This window comes from Pedobacter zeaxanthinifaciens (assembly GCF_003313335.1).
Taxonomy (GTDB): Bacteria; Bacteroidota; Bacteroidia; order Sphingobacteriales; family Sphingobacteriaceae; genus Pedobacter; species Pedobacter zeaxanthinifaciens.
This window is the reverse complement of the sequence record NZ_QMHP01000002.1, coordinates 474,438-498,471: the sequence shown is the minus strand read 5'-3', so window position 1 is coordinate 498,471 and position 24,034 is coordinate 474,438. Positions and strand designations below refer to the sequence as shown.

Below are 24,034 nucleotides of genomic sequence, written 5' to 3'. Positions count from 1 at the left end.
TGGAAATGGACTTTAAAATTGGAGTAATCGTTGCTAGTGCAATACTGCTTTTGATCTGTGTATACTTAGATATCAAGCGGAAGAACAAGCATTGGTTGGCAGGCAGAATAGCTTGTCACACACTATTAATACTTAGCTTAGCCTTATTAGCCATCCCTTTGCAGTACTCGGTAAAAGAAAAACAACTAAAAAACAAAATCACCGTCATTACTGCAGGTTCAAATATAGACAGTATCATTAAAAAGGAAAGTAAAGTTTATTACACCGACCCTTCTTTGCGGCAAATCCTTAAATCAAAAGCAATCTACCTTCCCGATTTAGCCTATCATCTAGCAGAAAACCCATCTATTAAGCAGCTAGAGGTGTATGGTTATGGGCTAGCTCAAACAGATCTGGATAAATTAGATGCTACGGTTATTTCCTTTCATCCTGCACCACTGCCCAACGGCGTAGTCAGTTGCAGTTGGCCCGCTCTTGTTCAACAAGAAGAAATACTAAGCGTACAAGGGAAGTACCAAAATCACGGCAAAAGCCCTATCCAACTTAAATTAGTGGGCTTTGGTGTGGATTTAGATTCTGCAACAATTGGAGCACAGCAAAATCAGACCTTCACACTAAAGTTTCAAATGAGGCAAAAAGGAAAGGCCCTTTTAAAATTGGTAGCATTGGCAAAAGAAGATACCGTTGCTAAAGAAGTCATACCAGTACAGTCCATTCCCAAGACACCAATTGGCGTTACAATATTAAGTTCATTCCCCAGTTTTGAATATAAATTTCTTAAAGATTGGTGGTACGCACAATCTTATCCTGTAGCGCTTAGAAGTAGAATAAGCAAAGATAAATTTAGCACTGATTTTTTGAATCGCAATTCCTTTAATCTGCAGACTTTAACTGCCAACCAGTTACAAAAAGAAGATATTTTAATGCTGAACCAACAAGAGTTTGATCAAAGTTCGGCAGCAGAACAACAGACGATTTGGCAAGCGGTGGCAAAAGGCTTAGGACTTATTATTTGGCTGGATGACCCTAATCCCACAGGAAGGATTGAAAAAAACGTTAAAAGAGTTGATCAGCTTACAGCCGATAAAGTAGCAGATTTACAACTAGCGAATACGCAATTGAGATTATCAGGCATCAGTACCGATTTGAAATGGTTTTTACAACTGCAGAAAGGACAGCAAGCACTAATTAGCAATAGTCGGGGGCAAACCGTTGCAACGGAAGAACTTTATGGCGCAGGAAAGATCGTCTACACTACTTTACAAAACAGTTATCAATGGCTACTTAACGGAGATAAAGAGAGTTACGCCAATTATTGGACAACCCTTGCAAATGCCGCCGCTCGTAAAAAAAGGAATGCCATTGACTTCAACTCTATCAATCAATTTCTTACAATAAATCAAAAAGCAACTTTTCAAATAGTTACACAAGATGCTAAAGTGCCAGCAGTAAATTACCTTAAAAAACAGGTAAATATCATTCAAAATCTACTATTTAACAATCAATGGCAGTCACAAATTTGGCCAACAAATTATGGTTGGCAAACCTTAAACATTAATGGTGAAAATAAAGATTTTTATGTGTTTAATAGCAGCGATTGGAAAAGTGTAAGGCTTGCCCAAACATTAAAAAACAATTTCGACTATACAAATCATTACAATAAAAGAAATAGCGACCAAACTATTGAGGAAATAAACTCCGTAAAAGAGGTTTCGAAAACGTGGTTTTTAATCATCGTCATATTATCAGCCAGTTTTTTATGGTTCGAGAACAAGCATTATGCCCGAAAATAAGTTTTGAAACTAAAATGTTATATAGAAATTGTGCCAATTGTGTAAACCTTTAACTAATTTGTGTACTTAACTAACCTAAACCAATCGCTTTGAAAAGAAAAGATTTCCTTTATCTATCCGGTATGGGGATGAGTGCTTTGCTTTTACCAGATTTATCGGCCTATGCCACACCGATAGATCCACTGCAAGCACTTGACCGAGTAGATCCTAAAATTAAAAAAGAACTTGCCGATGTGGCTTTAAATGCTGCCAAATCTAAAGGAGCCACTTATGCCGATGTGCGTATTGGACGCTACCTTAATCAGTTTGTAGCCACCAGAGAAAAACGAGTGCAAGGCGTAGCCAACACCGAATCGTATGGTGTGGGCATTCGTGTAATTGTGAATGGCTGTTGGGGCTTTGCGGCAACCAATCAAGTAAGTAAGGATGGCATTGCCAAAGCCGCAGCGCAAGCAGTTGCCGTAGCTAAAGCCAACGCTAAAATTCAAGGCGAAGCCGTACAGCTAGCACCGCAAAAAGGATATGGTGAGGTTTCGTGGAAAACTCCAATAGAAATTAATGCGTTTGAGGTGCCTGTAAAAGAAAAAGTAGATTTACTATTGAACGTAAATGATGTTGCCATGCAAAATGGAGCAAGCTTCGTCAACTCTGCTATCTTCGCCGTAAACGAGCAAAAATATTTTGCCTCTACAGATGGTTCTTACATCGATCAAGATGTGCATCGTATTTATCCAACCTTTAACGTTACCCGAATAGACAGAACTTCAGGCCAGTTTAAAACCAGAAATTCTTTAAGTTCTCCAATGGGCAAAGGCTACGAATACATGCATGCCCGTCCTGAAGACAAAGTTAGCGGCATCGTTACCCGGTATAAAGGTCGCTATGATATGTTAGAAGATGTAAAAGAAGCTGCAAAAGTGGCTTCGGAAAAAATCAAGGCCAAATCTGTAGAACCAGGCAAATATGACTTGGTTTTAGATCCTTCGCACCTATGGCTAACCATACATGAATCTGTTGGACACCCTACAGAGCTAGATAGAGTATTGGGCTACGAGGCTAATTATGCCGGTACAAGTTTCTTAACCTTAGACAAATGGAAATCTAAAAATTTCAAATTTGGAAGTGATAAAGTAAACCTGGTAGCCGATAAAACACAAGTGGGCTCTTTAGGCGCTGTTGGTTATGATGACGAGGGGGTGAAATGTAAAAAGTGGGATTTGATTAAAGACGGTGTGCTGGTAAACTATCAAACCATCAGAGATCAGGCGCACATCATTGGCGAAAAAGAATCACAAGGCTGTTGCTACGCTCAAGGATGGGATGACGTTCAATTTCAACGTATGCCAAACGTATCATTACAACCTGGCAAAACGAAGTTGAGCGTAGATGATATGATTAAAAATGTAGAAAAGGGCATTTATATTATTGGCGATGGTAGCTTCTCTATCGATCAACAGCGTTACAATTTCCAATTTGGCGGACAAATTTTTTACGAAATTAAACAAGGTAAAATTGTAGGTATGTTAAATGATGTAGCTTACCAAGCCAATACGCAAGAGTTCTGGAATTCTTGTACCGACGTTTGCGATGAGAGTGATTATCGCTTAGGCGGTTCATTTAATGATGGAAAAGGGCAACCATCACAAAGTAGTGCGGTGTCACATGGAAGTTCTACTGCCCGTTTTAATGGAGTTAATGTTATCAATACTGCTAGAAAAATATAATTATGGCCATATTAAGTAAAGAAGAAGCGCAAGCGATACTAAAAAAAGTGCTGAGCTACTCTAAAGCCGATGCCTGCGAAGTAAGTTTAAATGGTTCTGATCAAGGAAATATCCGTTATGCCCGCAATGCTGTATCAACAGCCGGACAAATAGACGTGATGAGTTTAGGCGTAAGCTCAACCTTCGGTAAAAAAACAGGAACAGCTACCATCAATGAATTTGATGATGCCTCGCTACAAAAAGTAGTTAAAAGAGCAGAAGAGCTAGCAATGTTGGCACCAGAAAATCCAGAATATATGCCTCCTTTAGGTCCACAAACCTTTGCGGAGACAAAAACATTTAATGAAAAAACTGCAGCCATTACTCCAGAAACTAGGGCAGAAATGGTAGCCAAAAGCTTAAGTGTATCTAAAGGTGCAAATTTAGAGGCAGCGGGTTTCTTAGAAAATTCCACTCGCTTTAATTCCATCATGAACTCTAAGGGATTGTTTGCCTACAACAAAAGCACCAATGTATCTTTCTCGGTAACAATGCGTAATCAGCAAGGCACGGGTTCTGGATACGTAGAGCAAGATTTCAACAATCTTGACAAAATGGATACGTTGGCACTAAGTAAAATTGCAGCATCTAAAGCTAATGGATCTGCTGGTGCAAAAGCGTTGGAGCCAGGTAAGTATACCGTAATTTTGGAGCCTTTAGCTGCTAGCGATATGTTGGGCAATATGTTTAGGGGATTTGATGCTCGTAGCGCCGATGAAGGCCGTAGTTTTATGAGCAAAAAAGGTGGCGGCACTCGTTTAGGCGAACAGCTTTTTTCAGAAAACGTAAATATTTATTCAGACCCACTTAATCCAGATGTACCAGGCCCAACCTGGAGTGGCGATGGATTGCCAATTACTAGGACCCAATGGGTGCAAAATGGCGTGGTGAAAAATCTTTCCTACTCAAGGTATTGGGCTTCGCAAAAAAATGCGCAGCCACTGCCCTTCAGCCGAAGCATTGTGATGGAAGGCGGAAACCAGTCTTTGGAAGACCTGATTAAGAGTACTGAAAAAGGCATTCTCGTAACACGTTTTTGGTACATCCGTATGGTTGATCCGCAAACATTATTATTGACAGGACTAACAAGAGACGGTACTTTCTATATTGAAAATGGGGAGATTAAATTCCCTATCAAAAACTTCAGATTTAATGAAAGTCCGGTGATAATGTTAAACAACGTGGAAGCACTAGGCAAACCTGTACGCACAGGCAGTGGTTTAATACCGCCTATGAAAATACGCGACTTTACATTCTCATCACTTTCTGATGCAATTTAATTCATACAGTGGCGCTTTAATTGGCGCCACTTCTGTAAGCTAAAAACTATAAATCTTGAAAAGAAGAGACTTTTTATATCTTTCTGGCCTTGGAGCTAGTGCCGCCATATTACCCAACTTTGCGTTTGGCAAGCTGATTTCCGTAGAAGAAGCACTCACGCCAGTGGATGTCGCTTTAAAAAAGAAAATGGCTGATGTGGCACTCAACACAGCGAAAGCCAATGGTGCTAGTTATGCCGATGTTCGCATTGGTCGTTACTTAAACCAAGTGATCGCCACTAGAGAAAAACGGGTAGATAATATTGCCAATGGTGAATCATTTGGTATGGGCATTAGGGTAATTGCCAATGGAAGTTGGGGCTTTGCTGCCACCAACAACTTAGATAACGAAAGCATAGCCAAAGCTACCAAAATGGCGGTAGCTATTGCCAAAGGGAATGCTAAAATCATGAGTGAGCCTGTTCAGCTAGCACCACAAAAAGGTTATGGGGAAGTGAGCTGGAAAACTCCCATCCTAACCAATGCCTTTGCCGTACCTATTGCCGAGAAGGTAGATTTATTGCTCGATGTAAATAATGAAGCTATCAAAGGTGGTGCTAAATACATCAACTCTAATTTATTTATGGTAAATGAGCAGAAGTATTTTGCTTCTACAGATGGCTCCTACATTGATCAAGATATCCATCGGATATGGCCTACTTTTACGCTAACCAAAATTGATGCGGCAGCGGGAAAATTTGAAACCAGAAATGCGTTAAGTGCACCAATGGGCATGGGCTTTGAGTATTTGAAACCTTTGGACAGTGAAAAGATAACGGGCGGCCCTGTAACGATGTACAAAAAAAGGTACGATATGTTGGAGGATGTGCGAGAGGCAGCCATCCACGTTGAGGAAAAGCTGAAAGCTAAACCCGTAGCGCCAGGAAAATACGACTTGGTTTTAGATCCATCCCACTTGTTCTTAACTATCCACGAGTCTGTAGGACACCCGACAGAATTAGACCGTGTACTAGGTTATGAGGCCAATTATGCCGGCACAAGTTTCCTCACCTTGGATAAATGGGAAAGTAAAAAATTTAATTTCGGCAGTAAAGAAGTGAATATCGTAGCCGATAAACTAGAAGCGGGTTCATTAGGCGCTGTAGGATATGATGATGAAGGGGTGAAATGTGGTCAATGGGATATCATTAAAGACGGAATTTTAGTGAATTATCAAACCATCAGAGATCAGGCTCATATTATTGGCGAAAAAGAATCGCAAGGCTGCTGCTACGCCGATAGCTGGGACAGCATCCAATTTCAGCGGATGCCAAATGTGTCCTTAACGCCTGGAAACGTACCTTTGTCTGCCGCCGATATGGTGAAGAACGTAGAAAAAGGCATTTATATGTTTGGTAGAAACTCCTACTCTATCGACCAACAGCGCTATAACTTTCAATTTAGCGCTCAACTAGCTTATGAAATTAAAGAAGGTAAAATTGTAGGTATGTTAAAAGATGCCGCTTATCAGGCGAATACTCAAGAATTTTGGAACTCTTGCGTACAGCGTTGCGATAAAAATGATTACCGGTTAGGCGGAACATTTTCAGATGGAAAGGGCCAACCAAGTCAGGTTAGTGCAGTATCACATGGAAGCCCAACTACACGCTTTAATGGCGTTAGCGTAATTAATACGGGACGGAGAATTTAAAGTGGTCAGGTATCAGTGGTCAGGTATCAGTGGTTAGGAATTAGTAGTTAGATATTAGTGGTAAGACCGTACTTAGAAGTTTTTTGAAACTTAAAGCCTACTACATGTAACTGGTTCCTGATAACTGTTGACTAACGCCTTCCTTAATTGGCATTTTATTTGTACTTTTGTTGTTCAGTTATGGTGAGTGTCTAAGTTTACTGACACCTAACCATTAGCAACTGATCACTCTTAAATGGGCCCGTTCCTGGATTTGACAGGGTGGCGCTGAATATGTAAGCATGTAGTGCGTTGTACGGAGAGCACTTTAAAGAGAACGTTCAAAACAATAATTGGCGAAAATAACTACGCCTTAGCTGCCTAATTTAGAATTACGCAAGCTTTTGTCTCGTTAGGCTCCGTTTTGCGGCTTAACATCAGAGGCATCGAACTGCAGAACTAGCCTTTACTACGTTGCTAACTAAAGGCGAAATTTAGCAAATACGGAGAACGGTATAGGTTTGCGACCCACCTTCCCTCTCCCGACAATTAAAGGGAAGCTACACATGTAGAAAGCATACTTTATCACACAACTGGACAAGGGTTCGACTCCCTTCGGGTCCACCAACGTCCTTCACGATAACGTGGAGGACGTTTTTATTTTTAGCCTGTTTCTTAGGGTTCGATTAAAGGAAAATGGAGGCCTACTTTGGTTCGAGCCTTTTCGGGGTAGCCATACAAAAGTGAACTTAAAGTTTATTGCTTACTTTATCGTTTTACCTAGTTGGTTTTCATTAAAGAGCGTTAATTTATCCAAGTTGAGGGTTCGAGGTTAAGTTCTTTAGATTTTTATCTGCTACTTGTCGTAAGATACCATTATTTGTAATTTTAAAATTTTGCGCTATAACTAAATTTTGATAGGGATAAAGCCCGTTTAACAGGGAGATTTTGATCCGAACTCAATACGGTTTCTTTATATGAATGCCTTAAATCGGAACTCAAGTATTATAGCTAGTGAACACAAAAGTGCCATAATAAAACGAACTGTTTTGATATTCTTTCTCCACTATAGCTTTTTTGCCCTCATTTCACTATTCTGTATTTTTGTAACAGAAATAGTTTGACCAGATTTATCTACGTTAAAGATAACTGTCGCATCAATGTCATTCGCATAAAACTTATTTTCGTCGAAAGGTGTGAGCTCTTTTTGATCATTCCCTACGCGGCCAAACAGCTTGCCGTTTTCTAAAATAACTTCAAAAAGCATATTGGGTTCAAAAAGATATTTGCCAGTATAACGAATCAAAACTTGGCGTGAAATGTTGATTCGATTGATTAGAGCTATTTCCTTGCTTTTTTTCCATATTGAAGTAGTACCAGTGCCTTTAATTTGATATCCGTTTATTGTCCCTTCGCCATCTCTTTGAAACATTAGAGAATTAAGGCTATTCTCTAATAAGAAAATATCTGTGCCGTATGGGATTAAGCGTGTCTTGCCGCCACCTTTATGATAATACATTAATATGCCATCTTGATTAGTGATAAAACGCTCCCCTTCATAGGGATTACTGTATACCGCTTGATATTGTTGCAAACCAGCGGATTCTATAACTTTCGTATTAAATATATATGGCCTACCTAAAGCAATTGCTGCAAGTTTAGCTACCGCAATATCCAGATCACCAATATTCTCATAGTTAGCTAGTATTGAAACAAAAATTTCCTCAGTAGGTAGATAAATCACATCTGTAAAAAAGCCATTCACAATACCGTTATGCTTTATCGCTTTGCTACCTTGGATATTTCCAATTTCCCAACCAAAGCCATAACCAGTTTCTTTACCATTTGCCAAACGACCTGAAGTATGTGCTAATTCAAGACTAGCTCTGCTGATCACTTTTCCATCTTCCAGACCATTGTACCATTTTAACAGATCACCAGTTGTTGATAATAAAGATCCTGCAGCATAAGGCAAAGTCATGCTTAAAAAATCTGAATTCTCATACCTGCCATTTCTTTTCCGATAGCCTGAAATTCTTTCAGAAATTACCTTTGAACGCTCGTCGTAGTAAGAATTGCTCATTTGCAGTGGCTCGAATATATTTTTTTGCACATATTCGCCATAGGTTTTCCCACTCAGCTTTTCAATGATGTAACCTAATAGAACGTACCCTGAGTTGCTGTATTTGTAATCACTGCCAGGTTCAAAATCCAACGGTTGATCTTTGAACAAATCAATTAGCTCTTTTGGAGAGCGGTCCTGGTGCTTCAGATTTTCATTAAACGCAGATAGAGCGGTATAATTTTTTATGCCAGAAGTATGTGTGAGCAGATTTGCAATGGTAATTTTTTTGCCATTAAGAGGATAATCAGGGATAAACTTAATTAACTGATCTTCTAAAGAAAGTTTACCTTCTTCAACAAGCTTCAGGATGCATACGGCAGTAAATTGTTTGGTAATAGAGCCTAGTCGGAATACATGTTCTGTACGCATCGGTACATTGAGCTCCAGATTTGCTTTACCATATGCCTTATTGAAAAGAACTTTTCCAGCCTTTGCTATCAATACCGTTCCACCTGGCCCGTCTTTTGGAAAGATAGTACTGAGTAGCGAATCATAGGTTTTTAATTCGGGTTGTCCATAGGATGGAATTTGAAATGCTGCGCTAAAAAAAAGGCATAGTAATAGCCTGAATAATATTTTCATTGTTCAATTGTTGGAACTTAAAAAATCTGAATTAATTAAAAATGGTATTTAGTCTTTACGTTTTTCAAGTATTGACTTTAAGATAAAGTAGCAAAGAATTAGACTGATACCTAAAAAGAAAAGTATGCTACTGGATATAACCCAAAAGCCATTTAGATTGACGAGCGTCTGTATAAGCGACCCTACAAGTATTCCTATAGCAATACCAATGCTCACCATGCCCGAGGTCAAAATAAAATATAGCCACTGTCCCTGCTTTTTAAACAAATCTGGCGATTGCCCAGTTTCAATTATAGCCATCCTTTCTTTGTGACGCGTAGTAAAAAAATAATATGTGATTCCGAATACTACTAGAGATATTGAAATGAGTAATGCTGCTGATGTGATTTCCATGTCTTACTTTTTATTTGTCCATAAGACTATCGATCAAAGCCATCGGTCACATTTATTTAAAATACCCAATTAACGACTTGTGACCAAATCATCCGTATCTTAGTCTAACATACAGATGTTATTTAAAAAGCAGAGAAATCTAGACGATCATTACCTTGACAGTGCCCTTCGAGGAGAGCAAAAAGGACTTGAATATCTGGTTAACGCCTATCGGGATATGGCATACACCATCGCCGTTAGGATAGTAGGTAGCCATGAAGATGCTGAAGAGGTAGTACAGGATAGTTTCTTGAAAGCTTTTAAATATCTCGACCAATTCAAAAGGGCTTCTAAATTTTCAACTTGGCTATATCGGATCATCTATAACACTGCACTAACTAAAATAGCAAACAAAAACAATGTGACTTTTGAATTAGAGGACGACAATGAATATGTAAGTGATGAAGGAAGTGCCTTGCAACGTTTAACTAACTCCGACCGAAAGAAGTATCTTGGCATGGCTATAGAAAAGCTCAAAAAAGAGGATCAACTAATCATTACCCTGCATTATATTGCAGACAAAAGCATTGCTGAGATAACTGAGATTATGGACATGAAATCATCAGCGATTAAGATGCGTTTACTCAGAAGTCGTAAACAGATGTACTGTGAATTGAAGAAATTATTGAAAAGTGAAATTAAAGAATTATGAAATCAAAACACAAAGAGATAGATATTCTCAAAGAACTGCTTAAGGAACATGGGGCAATTGTGCCTTCTGAAGGATTCTCTTTGAGGTTGATGAATGCTGTGGTAGCTAGCTACAAATTCAGTTATAGTAAGCAATATCGTAAACAAGAGCGGCTTGGCAAATGGATCATCTTAGTACTGGTGGCCTGCAGTTTGCTAGTCTTTGTTGAACTCAAACCATCAACCATTGTTTTGGAAATGGTTTTTCCTGTATTCTGTTTTGCAGGTGGTCTCATTATTTTAATCTTTATGTTGAAAAAAGTAGGAAGGTTGAATCATCATTGAGATAAATCATTATAATTGAAAATCGGAGTCTATCAATGTTCTAACAATTATTAGTAGCGCTAAGCATAATTTAAAATTTGGTTCGAAATCTAACTGGTTTCGTTGCTCTAATTCCTTCTTAAATCAATCAAAACCCTTAAATCATCTATAAATCGGTTCAAGTTTTCTCTTGTATCGCCCACAGAAAAGGAGACGATATACCGTCTCATTTTTTATTTACCACAAAAATCATATCGTAAATAGGTATTCGACTTTCAAAATCAGGTACTTTACAAAAAGCAAAAGCCACGGGCTGCTGTTATCAATTAGCAATAAAATAGAAATTTATGGAACAAACAGTATTAATTACCGGTGGCACCAGTGGCATTGGACTGGAGTTGGCTAAGTTATTTGCCGCAGATGACTATCAATTGATTTTGGTAGCCCGCGACCAGCAAAAATTGGATGAAACGGCGGCGATGTTAGCAAAGGAGCATAGTGCAAACGTAATTACTATCGCTAAGGATTTATTTAAACCTGAAAGTGCGCTTGAACTTTACCAAGAAATATCAGACAAGGGTTTAGTGGTAAATGTACTGGTGAATGATGCTGGCCAGGGCGTTTACGGTCTATTTGTAGAAACGGAACTACAAAGGCAGCTCGACATTATACAACTCAACGTAAGTAGCTTGGTAGCCCTCACACACTACTTCTTAAAAGATATGGTGAAACGTCATGATGGAAAAATCCTAAACTTATCTTCAATAGCAGGCAAAATCCCCGGACCTTGGCAGGCCGTTTACCACGGTACAAAAGCCTTCGTACAATCGTTTACTGAAGCTATAAGAAGCGAAGTAAAAGACAAAGGCATTACAGTAACTGCATTATTACCTGGCGTAACCGATACTGACTTCTTCAATAAAGCGGATATGACTAATTCCAAAGTAGTGCAGGACAAAGATGACATGGCCGATCCGGCAGAGGTAGCGAAAGATGGCTATAACGCATTAGCAAGGGGTGAACATATGGTAGTATCTGGGCTGAAGAATAAACTCCAAGTGGCTATGAACGCCATCACTTCAGATGAAACCGCCGCAGATAAAATGGGTGAGATACAAGGACCTGCAAAATAACCTTTTGCACATAGCGCACTAAAAAACCTGCAGATGAATTACGCTGCAGGTTTTTCAGTTATTAAAGATATCGCTCTATCGCTTTCCATAAAATTGGATCGTAATCGTAAACGTCCGGCCTAAACTGTACTTTTCCGTTGCTATCAGCCCAGGCAGTGTAGTAAGCAATGTAAACACCAATATTTTTTCTTGGCGAGTACCAAGTAGGCTTTAACTGAAATACTTTAAGTGTATCGGTTTTCATAGCCAGTTTCTTCTTGAATACCTCATTTTTGGTTGTATCAATTGGGGGCAAATCTACATCCATGCGCAGTTTATCGTATTGGTATTTATCCTTTACCATTAACTCGGCAAACTTTAAAGGGTCTTCTATCCTCACGCAGCCATGGCTAATAGCCCTATTGGCTAACTTAAAACCATATTTGTTGTTGGTATCATGCAAGTAAATACTCGAACTGTTATCAAAAACAAACTTAAACTTCCCTAGCGCATTACCCTCCCCAGAGCCCTGCTTAAACTGAAATGGTAACTTTTCACGGGGGTATTTATTCCAATTAATGGTATCGGGATCATTTACCAACTTACCTTTGTAGTAAACTTTGATATTGTTATTTGAAAGATAATAAGGATCTTTTCTTGCCATCCAGTAAATTTCACTTTTAGCTATGCTTACAGGAATATTCCAAATTGGATTAACTTGTATGGCATTAAAAACACTAAATAGCTGAGGGGTCTCGTGGTTTTTAGGCTTATCATCTAGCTTACCGGATTTCAAAAATGCCTTCATTCTTTCCGCATAAGTGGCCTCACGCTTACCACCAACACATACGTTCATGTGTGCTAGGGTATCATCGTTTTTAAACCAAGTTAAGGTAAAATCCGGGATATTAACCACCACTAGCTCATCAGTTTGTTGTGGCAACCGCCAACGCAGGCGCTCCAAATTAATTTTGATTGTTTTAATAGCGGGATCGTCGTCGTTTCCTAAGCTATCACGATAATGTGCTAAAGCAGCTTTAAGCGACAAATAACCTCTGTTTTTAGGCTGAACATCATTTAACACTGACGATAAGCTTTTTGTATTAAGCACCGAATCCATCAACAAGCTATCCGGACGTTTTATCTTGGCATAAAAGCGGTTGAAAAAATTACGTGGGTTAATGCTGCCATAGCCCATGAAATTGGTATACTTATTCAAAGAATTAGCGGCTGTAAGTTCTAAATCTGCAACTAGCGCATACACCTCCTCAATGGTATTGAACTTATTCCTATTTAATGTTTGCAATTGTTTTTCAAATGCCGTCAAATTGAACACCTCCGGATTAAACCCATCTGCTTTGCTTTGTGAAATAAAGTTTTTGAGGGTATCTAATTGCCCATTTACGTAAAATTGCGTTACCAATTTAGGAAGGTATTCATTCTTTTGATAATAAGCTTCAATTACCTTGGGATTTAGGAACGACTGACTTTGCTCCTTTAGCTTTGCTTTAAAAATGGGGATGTATGCGGCCGTATCAAACTTATCGTACAACTTATTATCAAAATGGTTGGTAAGTATTTGAGCAATCTCCGGCTTGTCTTTAAACCAACTACAAGCACTCAACACCGAGCCCATTAGCGCAATAACAAACGCCTTTTTAAAATTTCCAGAAGTGAGTTTTAACATTAAATTTTAGTTAGACAAGCGTTTTATGCAAATTAAATGCCATTTATTTTTGGATTGTATACCAAACTAGTATATATTTGCTTTATATTCCTACAAAATTAAGGAAAAGATATCAGTATAATGATTAATTTTTTAAACCATCACTTGCATTTCCATCATCGCCATTGCGGCGATATGTAATGTTATGTTCTGTACTTCAGAATGGTTTTTAAATAGATTCTATACTTCTTATTCTTTAATTCAACAAAGTGAAAACACTTAAAATAGCTATCCAAAAATCGGGTAGGTTAAACGAAAAATCAGTCGAAATTCTTAAAAATTGTGGTTTATCTTTTGAAAACTACAAAAGTTCTCTAATCTCTACAGTTACTAACTTTCCATTGGAAATTCTATTCTTAAGAGATGATGATATTCCCGAATATGTCCAGGATGGCATTGCAGACCTAGGAATTGTTGGGGAAAATGTGATCGTAGAAACTGGGGCAAATGTTTCATACCTCCAAAAGTTAGGATTTGGCAAATGCTCGCTCAAGATAGCGGTAAAAAATGACAGCGACATAGATACCGTTGCTAAATTAAACGGAAAAGTAATTGCCACTTCTTATCCCGTAATCTTAGAGAAATTCCTAAAGGCAAATCAGGTAAACGCTCAAATCAGAAATATTTCCGGATCAGTTGAAATTGGCCCAGGCTTAGGTTTAAGCGATGCCATTTTCGATATCGTATCTACAGGTGGAACGCTAAAGAATAACGGGCTTAAGCCTTTCACAAGCGTGATGAATTCGGAAGCGGCATTGATAGCCACGCCAGGCTTAGAATTGAATACCGAGGTGATGGAACTAGTTCAGCGTATCCAATCGGTATTAAAAGCAAGGAGCACAAAATACGTGGTACTGAATGTTGCTAAAGAAAACTTACAAGCGGTAGTAGACCTATTGCCGGGAGTGAAAAGTCCTACTGTGGTTCCACTTTTTGAGGAGGGCTGGGTAGCGGTACATTCGGTAATTGACGAGCAAGATTTTTGGGTTAAAATTAACAGCTTAAAGGCGGCGGGAGCACAGGGTATTGTGGTAATGCCAATCGAGAAAATCATTGCCTAGTTGAATAGTTTGATATCACTTATTGGGGATATTTATCAATCGGTATAAGCTGTTTTTATCTATTCTTCAAATGGTGATAAATTTAGAAAACTACACTACTATTTGCTTAACGAATCAACAAAAAATCATCAAAAACACTAATTTCAGCTATTAACTAATAGTTAATTTAAATTATTAAAACATTGAAAATCTATAATTTAAAAGATTTAACTCAACAAAAAATAAAAGAACTATGTTCCCGAAGCATAGCAGATGATAATTTAGTTAAATCTCGCACCGAAGAGATCATCAGCAATGTTAAAAGCAATGGCGATACGGCCTTGCTGAGCTACGCACAACAGTTCGATGGCATAGCGCTATCATCGTTGTATATTGGAAAAGATGAACTCATCGAAATAGCAAAACAAATTCCGGCGGAGGCCAAAGCAGCGATCGATACAGCCTATCAAAACATTCATAAATTTCACTCTTCTCAAGTAAATAACGAACCAAACGTAGAGACTATGACGGGCGTAGTGTGCTGGAGAGAAGTTAGGGCCATTGAACGCGTTGGCTTGTATGTTCCGGGTGGCACAGCAGTATTGCCTAGCACATTTTTAATGCTTGGTATTCCAGCTAAAATTGCCGGTTGCCAAAACATCGTTGTATGCTCTCCGCCACAAAAAGATGGCAAGGTTAATTGCTACATTGCTTACGTGGCCTCACTACTGGAAATTGAAAAAGTATACCTTGTTGGTGGCGCACAAGCGATAGCCGCTATGGCTTATGGCACCGAAAGCATTTCACAAGTTTACAAAATATTTGGACCCGGCAACCGCTATGTAACAGAAGCCAAAAAACAGCTACAACATATTGCAGCAATAGATATGCCCGCAGGCCCTTCGGAGGTTTTGGTACTTGCAGATGAAACTGCCATTCCGTCATACGTAGCGGCCGACTTACTTGCGCAAGCTGAACATGGTATTGATAGTCAGTCGATTTTAGTGGTTACCTCAAACAAAACTGCAGCAGCAGTAGTTAATGAAGTGGAAGCGCAATTAGCTGACTTACCAAGAAAAGATATTGCGGCTGCTGCTATTGCAAACTCGTACATCATGATGGTAGATGACTTGGCACAAGGAATGGAATTTAGCAATGAATATGCTCCAGAGCACTTGATTTTAGCTACCGAAAACTACGAGCCAATTATCCCATTAATTCGTAATGCAGGTTCAGTATTTTTAGGGAACCTAACTCCTGAAAGCGCAGGAGATTACGCATCGGGCACCAACCACACACTACCTACAAGTGGCTTTGCTAAAGCGTATTCAGGTGTTTCAGTTGATACTTTTGTTAAGAAAATCACTTTTCAGCACTTATCAGAGAAGGGATTAAAAAATATTGGAAACACTGTCGAAACCCTTGCAAGTGCAGAAGGGCTGCAGGCACACAAAAACGCAGTGACGATTAGATTACAGGGATTAGCTGAGAATTAGTTTTAGACGAAACGGAAACTTAACCAGTCGTACCCAAAAAAGATAACCAAAATGGACGTAAGAGAATTACAACGAGAAAATATAAAGACCCTTAAGCCCTACTCTACCGCTAGGGACGAATTTAAAGGACAGGCCAGTGTTTATTTAGATGCTAATGAAAACAGTTTTGGCTCGCCACTACCTGCCGATTACAACCGCTATCCGGATCCATTACAATTAGATTTGAAAGATGCGATTAGCAAAATTAAAGGTGTGCCTATTGAAAATATGTTTTTAGGCAATGGCAGCGATGAAGCGATAGACTTACTTTTCAGAGCGTTTTGCAACCCCGGAAAAGATAACGTGATTATTTTGCCGCCAACCTACGGCATGTATGAAGTATCGGCAAATATTAACGATATAGAAGTGCGTAAAGTGAACCTTACTGCAGACTTTCAATTGGATTTGGAAAAAATTGCAGAGACAATTGATAGCAACACTAAAATGATTTTCATTTGCTCGCCTAACAATCCTACAGGGAATTCTTTAAACAGAAGCGATATAGAGACGATTTTAGCCAACTTTAAAGGCTTGGTGGTGATTGATGAAGCCTATATCAATTTCGCTCGCCAGAAGACGTTTATTCAAGAATTAACGGAATACGCAAATTTAGTGGTACTGCAAACATTTTCAAAAGCTTGGGGACTTGCTGCGTTAAGATTGGGAATGGCTTTCTCTTCTACGCATGTAATTGACATCCTCAACAAGGTAAAACCTCCCTATAACATCAACCAAGCCACGCAAGATTTAGCATTGGCAGCCTTAGAAAACATTCAGCAGGTAAACGAATGGATTAAGATCACAGTCAGCGAACGAGATCGACTAGGCAATGCTCTAGGCAGAATGGAAGCTGTGAGAAAGGTTTACCCTTCTGATGCCAATTTCATTTTAGCGCAGATTGACAATGCTCACGACATCTACAATCAGTTGGTTGACCAGGGCATTATTGTAAGGGATAGATCTAAAGTGGTGCTTTGCGATGACTGCTTGCGCATTACCGTTGGTACAGTTGAGGAAAATAATCACCTTTTGACAGCAATAGAACAATTAACAACTCCCAACGCCTAAAACGAATGAACGACCAAAATTTAAAAGAAACCGTGGAAGATCAAAAGATGAAAGTGCTATTTATTGACCGAGATGGCACATTGAATATTGAACCTGAAGATGAGCAGGTAGATAGCTTTGCTAAGCTTAAGTTTTACCCGAGAGCATTATACTATCTTTCTAAAATTGCCAACGAGTTAGACTACAAATTGGTGATGGTAACCAACCAAGATGGCTTAGGAACCGAGTCACATCCAGAAGAGAATTTTTGGCCTATACAAAACTTTATTGTAGATACTTACGCAGCAGAAGGTGTAGTATTTGATGAGATTGTAATCGATAAAACTTTTGCTAAAGATAATGCACCAACTAGAAAACCTGGGACTGCCCTACTTACCAAATATTTCGGCAGTGAATATGATTTAGCAAATTCATTTGTTATTGGCGATAGACTAAATGACATTGTTTTAGCAAAGAATTTAGGCGCCAAGGGAATTTATATTCGTAATAACGATAGCTTGGGTTCATTAGAAAACTTAGACAAATATGAAACCTTAAGCGAAATTATTGCTTTGGAAACCAAAAACTGGGAGGATATCTATACTTTCTTGCGAGGCGGTGCCAGAACTGTTAAACACCAGCGAAACACTAATGAAACGCAAATTAGCATTCAGTTAGATTTAGATGGAACGGGTAAAGCTCTCATCAAAACCGGATTGAACTTCTTTGATCACATGTTGGATCAAATTGCAAGACATGGCGGTATGGATTTGGAAATTGTTGCCAATGGGGATTTACATATTGATGAACACCACACTGTTGAAGATACGGGCATTGCTTTAGGCGAAGCTTTTGCAAAGGCTATTGGCAATAAACTGGGGATTGAGCGTTATGGCTTTTGCTTACCAATGGATGATTGTTTGGCGCAGGTGGCGATAGATTTTGGTGGCAGAAATTGGATTGTTTGGGATGCAGATTTTAAACGCGAACGTGTGGGCGATGTACCTACTGAAATGTTTTTTCACTTCTTTAAGTCGTTTAGTGATGCCGCAAAATGCAACTTAAACATCAAAGCGGAAGGAGAAAACGAGCATCATAAAATTGAAGCTATTTTTAAAGCATTTGCAAAAGCAATTAAAATGGCCGTTAAACGTGATGCAGAAAAAATGGTACTGCCGAGCACAAAGGGAGTTTTGTAATTAGGGGTAAGGGATTAGTGGTTAGGGATTAGTGGTCAGGGATCAGTGGTCAGGGATCAGTGGACAGGGGTCAGTGGAGAGGGGTCAGAGTTAATGATGAATTGTTAATGGTTAATGGTTAATGGTTAATGGTTAGTGGTCAGGGATTAGTGGTGAGGGGTGAGAGTTAATGGTTAATGGTTATGATTAGGGGTTAGGAAGTAAGGGCAGTAGGGATGAGTGGAAAGTGAGGATTAAAAACATCCTTTGCTAAGCACTTTTCTCTCCTCTTTGAGGAGAGATGCCGAAGGCAGAGAGGAGCTTACAACACTGCAGCACCAGAAAGCATTAAACCCAACATAAAACATCCTGACCTAACGATAACGAACTAAAAACTTAACTACGAAGCGCAAAACAAAGTGAATTAAACATGTACGGAGCGAAAGGAAAATTAAGAACATCCTTACCTAAGCGCTTTTCTCTCCTCTTTGAGGAGAGATGCCGAAGGCAGAGAGAGCTTACAACACTGTACCACCAAAACTCATTTAACCCAACAATACAACATCCTGACCTAATGATAACGAACTAAAAACTTAACTACGAAGCGCAAAACAAAGTGAATTAAACATGTACGGAGCGAAAGGAAAATTAAGAACATCCTTACCTAAGCGCTTTTCTCTCCTCTTTGAGGAGAGATGCCGAAGGCAGAGAGAGCTTACAACACTGTACCACCAAAACTCATTTAACCCAACAATACAACATCCTGACCTAATGATAACGAACTAAAAACTTAACTACGAAGCGCAAAACAAAGTGAATTAAACATGTACGGATCGAAAGGAAAATTAAGAACATCCTTACCTAAGCACTTTTCTCTCCTCTTTGAGGAGAGATGCCGAAGGCAGAGAGGAGCTTACAACACCGCACCAACAGAAAGAATTAAACCCAACAATAAAACATCCTGACCTAACGATAACGAACTACAAACTTAACTACGAAGCGCAAAACAAAGTAACTAAACCCGATAGTAGCGAACACGAAGTAAAGCGGATAGCGGGACTACAGATCCGATGGAACACATCACATCGGTTTTCAAATAAAATAAAAAAATGATCGATAAACCTACAGAAAAAGCGATAGGCATTGTAAATTATGGTGCCGGCAATATTTTCTCGTTAACAGCGGCCTTGGAACGCCAACAGATTCCTTACGGTATGGTAAACACCGAGCAGGAACTACAAATGTACAGCCATATCATTATTCCTGGGGTTGGACACGCAGGTGCCGCAATGGAAAAATTGAAGCAAACTGGCTTGGTCGAAGCTATTAAGCAGCTGGAAAAGCCTGTACTTGGCATTTGTGTGGGAATGCAATTACTTACCGCTCACTCTGAAGAGGGAAATGCGGACTTGCTCAACATTGTACCGCTGCAAACCAAACTATTTGACAGAGAGCTAGGTATCAAAATTCCACACATGGGCTGGAACAATGTTAATTTTACAAACAATCCGTTGTTTAAGCATGTTAAACCTGATGCACAGTTTTATTTTGTGCATTCTTATTTTATTGAATATAACCCTATTTTTGATATTGCGTCGGTGAATTATGGAAACAAATTTTCGGCTGCAATACAGAAAGATAATTTTTATGGCGTTCAGTTTCATCCAGAAAAATCGGGACAGGCTGGAGAGCAGCTGTTGAAAAACTTTTCGTTAATATGATCATTGATAACAACACAGTGCAAAACAATATTTTATTTTAAATCTTTGACTTTAAACTTTAAACCTTAATTACGATGTATATTATTCCAGCGATAGATATTTTAGACGGCAAGGTAGTACGCCTACGCGAGGGCGATTACAACCAAAAAACGGAATATAATGTTTCTATCGAAGACATGATTGACCAGTACCAATCCAACGGTACGGACTTTATCCATATCATAGATTTAAATGGTGCCAAAGGCGATTTCAGCAATCAAAAAACACTTTTTGACATTATTAAAAAAACGGAAATGAAGGTGCAATATGGCGGTGGAATCCGTACTATTGAGCAAGTAACCAACCTTCTTGATGCGGGCATCCATCGTGTAATTGTAGGAACGCAAGCTATTAGCAACCCCGATTTTTTACCTCAGCTAAGCGAAGCTTTTGCTAAAAAAGATGATTATGCCAATAGAATTGTAATTGCAATTGATGTACTGGACGAAGTAATAAAGTACTCAGGTTGGATGGAAAGTTCGCCAATTAAATTAATGGATTATGTGGATAAGTGCTTGGCCTTAGGCTTCTTCCGATTTTTATGTACAGATATTAATAAGGACGGAAAATTGGGTGGAACGGCGATTGAGCTTTATCAAAAACTGATGGACCACTCCCCTATGATCAAACTGATCGCCTCGGGTGGTGTAAGTTCTATGGCTGATATTGAAGAATTAGCACAACTGCCAATTAGAAGCGTGGTGGTAGGCAAAGCAATTTACGAAAACCGTATTTCCATTGAAGAGGTAAAAAATTGGAATTTAAAACAGTTGAGTAGTATATAAGCAATTGAAATTCAAAACAATCTTCATTATAGGGCTAACAATAATTTTGATAAGCATAGCTATGTTCTTTTGGGGCATACACATGTTTAGCTATCGTGGAGATTTTACCAAACTTATGACAGTAACTGGAGAATATTCCTTTATATTATGTGTTCCTACATTTCTGTTAGGAATAATATTAACGGTTATTGGAGCTATAAACAAATTAAAAAAATAGACATCATCTTCATTGCGAGGCACAAAGCAATCTTACAACGTCGGCTAGTTACCGCTTTAGGATTGCTTCGTACCTCACAATGACGGGACCAGAGAATATGCTATCAAAAAGAATCATCCCCTGCCTGGATGTAAAAGACGGCAGAACGGTTAAAGGTGTAAATTTTGTTGATTTACGTGATGCTGGAGATCCCGTGGAACTGGCGGCGCAATATGCCCAACAAGGTGCTGATGAATTAGTTTTCCTAGATATTACCGCTACACATGAACGCCGTAAAACAATGATTGAAATGGTGAAAGCGGTGGCCAGACAATTGAATATCCCTTTCACTATTGGCGGTGGGATTACTGAAATTGCGGATGCAGAGGCTTTACTCAATGCCGGTGCCGACAAAATCAGTATCAACTCGGCAGCGGTACGCAACCCTCAGTTAATTGAACAATTGGCTAAGGCATTTGGCGTTCAATTTGTTGTGGTAGCAGTTGACACCAAGCTGGTAGACGGTAAAAACTGGGTACATTTAAATGGTGGTAGATTGATTACGGAGCTGGAAACCGAAAAATGGATAAAGCAGGCAGAAGAAATGGGTGCAGGAGAGATATTGCTAACCTCAATGGATCATGATGGTACCAAAGCTGGTTTTGATTGTGGTTTGCTAAAGAAGATTAACGATAGCATCAATATCCCAATCATTGCTTCAGGTGGAGCAGGAAGTGTGGACCATTTCACTGAAGTTTTCCAAAAAGCTAATGTAGATGCCGCCTTGGCTGCTTCAGTTTTTCATTATGGTGAAATACTGATTCCAGATTTAAAAAATGAATTGAGCAGGAATGGTATTCCAGTAAGATTATAAAAAGATTGTCATTGTGAGGTACCAAGCAATCCTAAAGCGATAAAAAGCTAAAGTTTTAAGATTGCTGCGTAAAGCTCGAAAAATGACCGCAACTATAAAAACAAACAAATGAGCAACATCAATACCAACCAAATAGATTTTACCAAAACAGATGGCTTAGTGCCTGTAGTAGTTCAAGACAACCAAACTTTAGAGGTGTTGATGTTGGGCTACATGAACGCCGAAGCTTTTGAAAAAACACAACAAGAAGGCAAAGTAACTTTCTTTTCGAGGTCTAAAAATCGTTTGTGGACCAAGGGCGAAGAGAGCGGAAACTTCCTATTTGTGCATTCCATCGATGTAGACTGTGATAACGATACTATTTTAATTAAAGCCGATCCAATAGGTCCAACTTGTCACACTGGATCAAGAAGCTGCTTTAAAACTGCGTATAACCAGAACTTTATTTTTGAGTTGGAGAATATCATTAACGACAGATATGCCAACCCAGTTGAAGGCTCTTACATTAACAAAATGCGTACAAAAGGCCTCAATAAAATTGCGCAAAAAGTTGGAGAAGAAGGTGTAGAAACTGTAATTGCAGCTTTAGCAGAAACTAGAGAGGATTTAATAAATGAAGCATCCGATTTACTTTTTCATTTAATGTTTTTGTTAAGAGAAAAAGAATTAAGCTTAAAGGATATTGCAGAAAACCTAGAAAAAAGGCATAAGTAGTCTTTAGCGACAACTTGCTAAAAGACTGATAAGATATACTCGGTCAGCATTGCAGCAATATTTATGGCGAGCGAATAAAACACAACGTCATTGCGATCGTAGCGAAGCAATCTCAAACAATAAGTTAAGTCAGCTAAAATCGATGACGTTTCAGTTTAGTTTGGGATTTTTCGCTACATCGTTTATCAGTGTAGAAGGCAAACGGAAATATTGAAATGCCATTGCCTACTCATTCGCTAGCAAATAGCATAATTCTATTATCCCGAACTCACGTTAGATTACACTAAATTCATCGAATAAGCGCTTCTTTTCGCCAGCAATCCTTCGTATAGCAATAAGTTAAAGCCTATCAATCCCATCCCGTAAAATACATCTTCAACGGGAATAGTTTTAATTCTGAGGCCGATAATCTGTTCGCTGTTATACCAAACAATTGGCGCATCCAACCCGGTGCCAGTCAATATTCCATTCACAATTAAAAATGGAATAATCATAATGAGATAGGTAAAATAAAACTGACCTAACCATTTAGGCTTTAGCACAAACGCCAAATAAGCTACCAAAACAGCAAACAAGCTAAAACTTACCATTGGATACATCCTATCGTAGAAAAAACCAGCTAGCGAAACACTTAACAGGATAAGTACAACCGAAATCAGGTCAGTTTTATAATTACGTAGATTTTTCTCTTTCCAAACACCAAAACAGTGGTAAGAAAACAAACAAGAGTAAGGAATGCAAATAAAGAAAAGCACTTCCTCTATTGGCAAATTAAAAAGATAAACGCCAACTAAGTAATCTGGGTTGAAACCCCACACTCCCTTATCTGTAAACCATACATCCCATAAGATATAGGCTAATGAAATTACGATATTGGCCGGAAAAAATGCTTTAAAATTTTTCCAAAACATCAGCTTTGGATGGAACGAAGCCATAAACGGAACAATAACCGTAAAAAAATCTATTAAAAGATACGTGTACTGCTTCATTGCTTCTGTTGTTGCATTTTTTGGTAACGATAAGCTTCCCTGAAGTATTTAAAAGGCACCCACAACATGCCGAAACACTCGCCGTCATGCTTGCCCAAATGTTTATGGTGCATTTTATGGGCACGTCTTATTGCTTTCAGATACAAGTTATTTGTATTACGGAACCATTTAAAACGCTGGTGGATAAAAATATCATGTACTAAAAAGTAACAAAATCCATAAAGGGTAATGCCACCAGCTATGGACATCATCACAATATTGCCATAAACCGTTCCGATTAAAAACAAGATGATGGCCGGAGTAGCAAATAGTAAAAAGAAAAAATCGTTTTTTTCCAATACCTGTCCATCATCTTTTTTATGATGATCTTTATGTAAATACCATAAAAACCCATGCATCAAATACTTATGGGCTAGCCAAGCTACGGATTCCATAGCTACGAAAGTGATTATTATTATCGCAATTGCTGTCCACACCATT

Annotated in this window: 20 protein-coding genes and 1 other RNA gene; 16 read left to right on the top strand and 5 right to left on the bottom strand. The window is 38.8% G+C overall.

The features are described 5' to 3' along the window. The first annotated feature begins 5 nt into the window (after positions 1-5). The 5 genes from DUT68_RS04785 (at position 6) to ssrA (ending at position 7,132) form a co-directional block, all read left to right on the top strand. Entirely contained in the window at positions 6-1,793 is a 1,788-nt protein-coding gene (locus tag DUT68_RS04785) for a hypothetical protein (protein ID WP_157960777.1), read from the top strand. 89 nt (positions 1,794-1,882) lie between these two features. After that, a complete protein-coding gene (locus DUT68_RS04780) occupies positions 1,883-3,517 on the top strand; it encodes a TldD/PmbA family protein (protein WP_113636227.1) in 1,635 nt (544 codons plus the stop codon). Between the two features lie 2 nt (positions 3,518-3,519). Next, entirely contained in the window at positions 3,520-4,836 is a 1,317-nt protein-coding gene (locus DUT68_RS04775; RefSeq protein WP_113636225.1) for a TldD/PmbA family protein, read from the top strand. 55 nt (positions 4,837-4,891) lie between these two features. Next, positions 4,892-6,526 (top strand): TldD/PmbA family protein, encoded by a 1,635-nt coding sequence (locus DUT68_RS04770; protein WP_113636223.1) that lies wholly within the window; start codon positions 4,892-4,894, stop codon positions 6,524-6,526. A 237-nt stretch (positions 6,527-6,763) separates the two neighbouring features. After that, positions 6,764-7,132, top strand: a transfer-messenger RNA (tmRNA) gene (gene ssrA, locus DUT68_RS04765). A 439-nt stretch (positions 7,133-7,571) separates the two neighbouring features. On the opposite strand, the gene DUT68_RS04760 is transcribed toward ssrA, so the two are convergent. Continuing rightward, positions 7,572-9,212 (bottom strand): serine hydrolase, encoded by a 1,641-nt coding sequence (locus tag DUT68_RS04760; RefSeq protein ID WP_113636221.1) that lies wholly within the window; start codon positions 9,210-9,212, stop codon positions 7,572-7,574. A 48-nt stretch (positions 9,213-9,260) separates the two neighbouring features. After that, positions 9,261-9,605: a DUF6249 domain-containing protein gene (locus DUT68_RS04755; RefSeq protein WP_113636219.1), complete on the bottom strand. Its 345-nt coding sequence runs from the start codon at positions 9,603-9,605 to the stop codon at positions 9,261-9,263. Positions 9,606-9,720: 115 nt separating this feature from the next. On the opposite strand from DUT68_RS04755, the gene DUT68_RS04750 reads away from it, so the two are divergent. From DUT68_RS04750 to DUT68_RS04740, 3 genes are all read left to right on the top strand, one after another. After that, positions 9,721-10,296, top strand: coding sequence for an RNA polymerase sigma factor (locus DUT68_RS04750; protein ID WP_113636217.1), 576 nt, complete (start codon positions 9,721-9,723; stop codon positions 10,294-10,296). Next, a complete protein-coding gene (locus tag DUT68_RS04745) occupies positions 10,293-10,619 on the top strand; it encodes a hypothetical protein (RefSeq protein ID WP_113636215.1) in 327 nt (108 codons plus the stop codon). Before DUT68_RS04750 ends, DUT68_RS04745 begins: the two co-directional genes overlap by 4 nt. A 326-nt stretch (positions 10,620-10,945) precedes the next feature. Beyond that, on the top strand, positions 10,946-11,731 hold the full coding sequence (locus DUT68_RS04740; protein WP_113636213.1) for an SDR family NAD(P)-dependent oxidoreductase: 786 nt from the start codon (positions 10,946-10,948) through the stop codon (positions 11,729-11,731). A gap of 61 nt (positions 11,732-11,792) precedes the next feature. Here the strand turns inward: DUT68_RS04740 and DUT68_RS04735 are convergent, their stop codons facing one another. Next, positions 11,793-13,397, bottom strand: a complete 1,605-nt coding sequence (locus DUT68_RS04735; RefSeq protein ID WP_113636211.1) for a L,D-transpeptidase family protein — start codon at positions 13,395-13,397, stop codon at positions 11,793-11,795. Between the two features lie 248 nt (positions 13,398-13,645). Here DUT68_RS04735 and hisG point away from each other — a divergent pair, with 248 nt between their 5' ends. From hisG to hisIE, 8 genes are all read left to right on the top strand, one after another. After that, a complete protein-coding gene (gene hisG / locus DUT68_RS04730) occupies positions 13,646-14,497 on the top strand; it encodes an ATP phosphoribosyltransferase (RefSeq protein WP_113636209.1) in 852 nt (283 codons plus the stop codon). Between the two features lie 182 nt (positions 14,498-14,679). Beyond that, the gene (hisD, locus tag DUT68_RS04725) at positions 14,680-15,972 is read left to right on the top strand and encodes a histidinol dehydrogenase (protein ID WP_113636207.1); all 1,293 of its coding nucleotides are present in this window, start codon (positions 14,680-14,682) and stop codon (positions 15,970-15,972) included. A 51-nt stretch (positions 15,973-16,023) separates the two neighbouring features. After that, entirely contained in the window at positions 16,024-17,079 is a 1,056-nt protein-coding gene (hisC, locus tag DUT68_RS04720; protein WP_113636206.1) for a histidinol-phosphate transaminase, read from the top strand. A gap of 5 nt (positions 17,080-17,084) precedes the next feature. Then, positions 17,085-18,257, top strand: a complete 1,173-nt coding sequence (hisB, locus tag DUT68_RS04715; RefSeq protein ID WP_237088257.1) for a bifunctional histidinol-phosphatase/imidazoleglycerol-phosphate dehydratase HisB — start codon at positions 17,085-17,087, stop codon at positions 18,255-18,257. Between the two features lie 1,088 nt (positions 18,258-19,345). Continuing rightward, positions 19,346-19,957: an imidazole glycerol phosphate synthase subunit HisH gene (gene hisH, locus DUT68_RS04705; protein WP_113636202.1), complete on the top strand. Its 612-nt coding sequence runs from the start codon at positions 19,346-19,348 to the stop codon at positions 19,955-19,957. Positions 19,958-20,031: 74 nt separating this feature from the next. Continuing rightward, the gene (gene hisA, locus DUT68_RS04700) at positions 20,032-20,781 is read left to right on the top strand and encodes a 1-(5-phosphoribosyl)-5-[(5-phosphoribosylamino)methylideneamino]imidazole-4-carboxamide isomerase (protein WP_113636200.1); all 750 of its coding nucleotides are present in this window, start codon (positions 20,032-20,034) and stop codon (positions 20,779-20,781) included. A 314-nt stretch (positions 20,782-21,095) separates the two neighbouring features. Further along, entirely contained in the window at positions 21,096-21,851 is a 756-nt protein-coding gene (gene hisF / locus DUT68_RS04695; protein ID WP_113636330.1) for an imidazole glycerol phosphate synthase subunit HisF, read from the top strand. A 108-nt stretch (positions 21,852-21,959) separates the two neighbouring features. Beyond that, positions 21,960-22,565 carry a bifunctional phosphoribosyl-AMP cyclohydrolase/phosphoribosyl-ATP diphosphatase HisIE gene (hisIE, locus tag DUT68_RS04690; protein WP_113636198.1) on the top strand — a complete coding sequence of 202 codons (606 nt, stop codon included), beginning with the start codon at positions 21,960-21,962 and terminating at the stop codon, positions 22,563-22,565. A gap of 278 nt (positions 22,566-22,843) precedes the next feature. Here the strand turns inward: hisIE and DUT68_RS04685 are convergent, their stop codons facing one another. Both DUT68_RS04685 and DUT68_RS04680 read right to left on the bottom strand, forming a co-directional pair. Beyond that, entirely contained in the window at positions 22,844-23,554 is a 711-nt protein-coding gene (locus DUT68_RS04685) for a lycopene cyclase domain-containing protein (RefSeq protein WP_113636196.1), read from the bottom strand. After that, a complete protein-coding gene (locus DUT68_RS04680) occupies positions 23,551-24,033 on the bottom strand; it encodes a sterol desaturase family protein (RefSeq protein ID WP_113636194.1) in 483 nt (160 codons plus the stop codon). The genes DUT68_RS04685 and DUT68_RS04680 overlap by 4 nt, the downstream gene beginning before the upstream one ends. Position 24,034 lies beyond the last annotated feature (1 nt).

Coding starts and splice junctions, on each gene's coding strand:
- DUT68_RS04785 (WP_157960777.1), top strand. CDS start 6: ATGGACTTTAAAATTGGAGTAATCGTTGCTAGTGCAATACTGCTTTTG.
- DUT68_RS04775 (WP_113636225.1), top strand. CDS start 3,520: ATGGCCATATTAAGTAAAGAAGAAGCGCAAGCGATACTAAAAAAAGTG.
- DUT68_RS04760 (WP_113636221.1), bottom strand. CDS start 9,212: ATGAAAATATTATTCAGGCTATTACTATGCCTTTTTTTTAGCGCAGCA.
- DUT68_RS04755 (WP_113636219.1), bottom strand. CDS start 9,605: ATGGAAATCACATCAGCAGCATTACTCATTTCAATATCTCTAGTAGTA.
- DUT68_RS04750 (WP_113636217.1), top strand. CDS start 9,721: ATGTTATTTAAAAAGCAGAGAAATCTAGACGATCATTACCTTGACAGT.
- DUT68_RS04745 (WP_113636215.1), top strand. CDS start 10,293: ATGAAATCAAAACACAAAGAGATAGATATTCTCAAAGAACTGCTTAAG.
- DUT68_RS04740 (WP_113636213.1), top strand. CDS start 10,946: ATGGAACAAACAGTATTAATTACCGGTGGCACCAGTGGCATTGGACTG.
- DUT68_RS04735 (WP_113636211.1), bottom strand. CDS start 13,397: ATGTTAAAACTCACTTCTGGAAATTTTAAAAAGGCGTTTGTTATTGCG.
- hisC (WP_113636206.1), top strand. CDS start 16,024: ATGGACGTAAGAGAATTACAACGAGAAAATATAAAGACCCTTAAGCCC.
- hisB (WP_237088257.1), top strand. CDS start 17,085: ATGAACGACCAAAATTTAAAAGAAACCGTGGAAGATCAAAAGATGAAA.
- hisH (WP_113636202.1), top strand. CDS start 19,346: ATGATCGATAAACCTACAGAAAAAGCGATAGGCATTGTAAATTATGGT.
- hisA (WP_113636200.1), top strand. CDS start 20,032: ATGTATATTATTCCAGCGATAGATATTTTAGACGGCAAGGTAGTACGC.
- hisF (WP_113636330.1), top strand. CDS start 21,096: ATGCTATCAAAAAGAATCATCCCCTGCCTGGATGTAAAAGACGGCAGA.
- hisIE (WP_113636198.1), top strand. CDS start 21,960: ATGAGCAACATCAATACCAACCAAATAGATTTTACCAAAACAGATGGC.
- DUT68_RS04685 (WP_113636196.1), bottom strand. CDS start 23,554: ATGAAGCAGTACACGTATCTTTTAATAGATTTTTTTACGGTTATTGTT.
- DUT68_RS04680 (WP_113636194.1), bottom strand. CDS start 24,033: ATGGTGTGGACAGCAATTGCGATAATAATAATCACTTTCGTAGCTATG.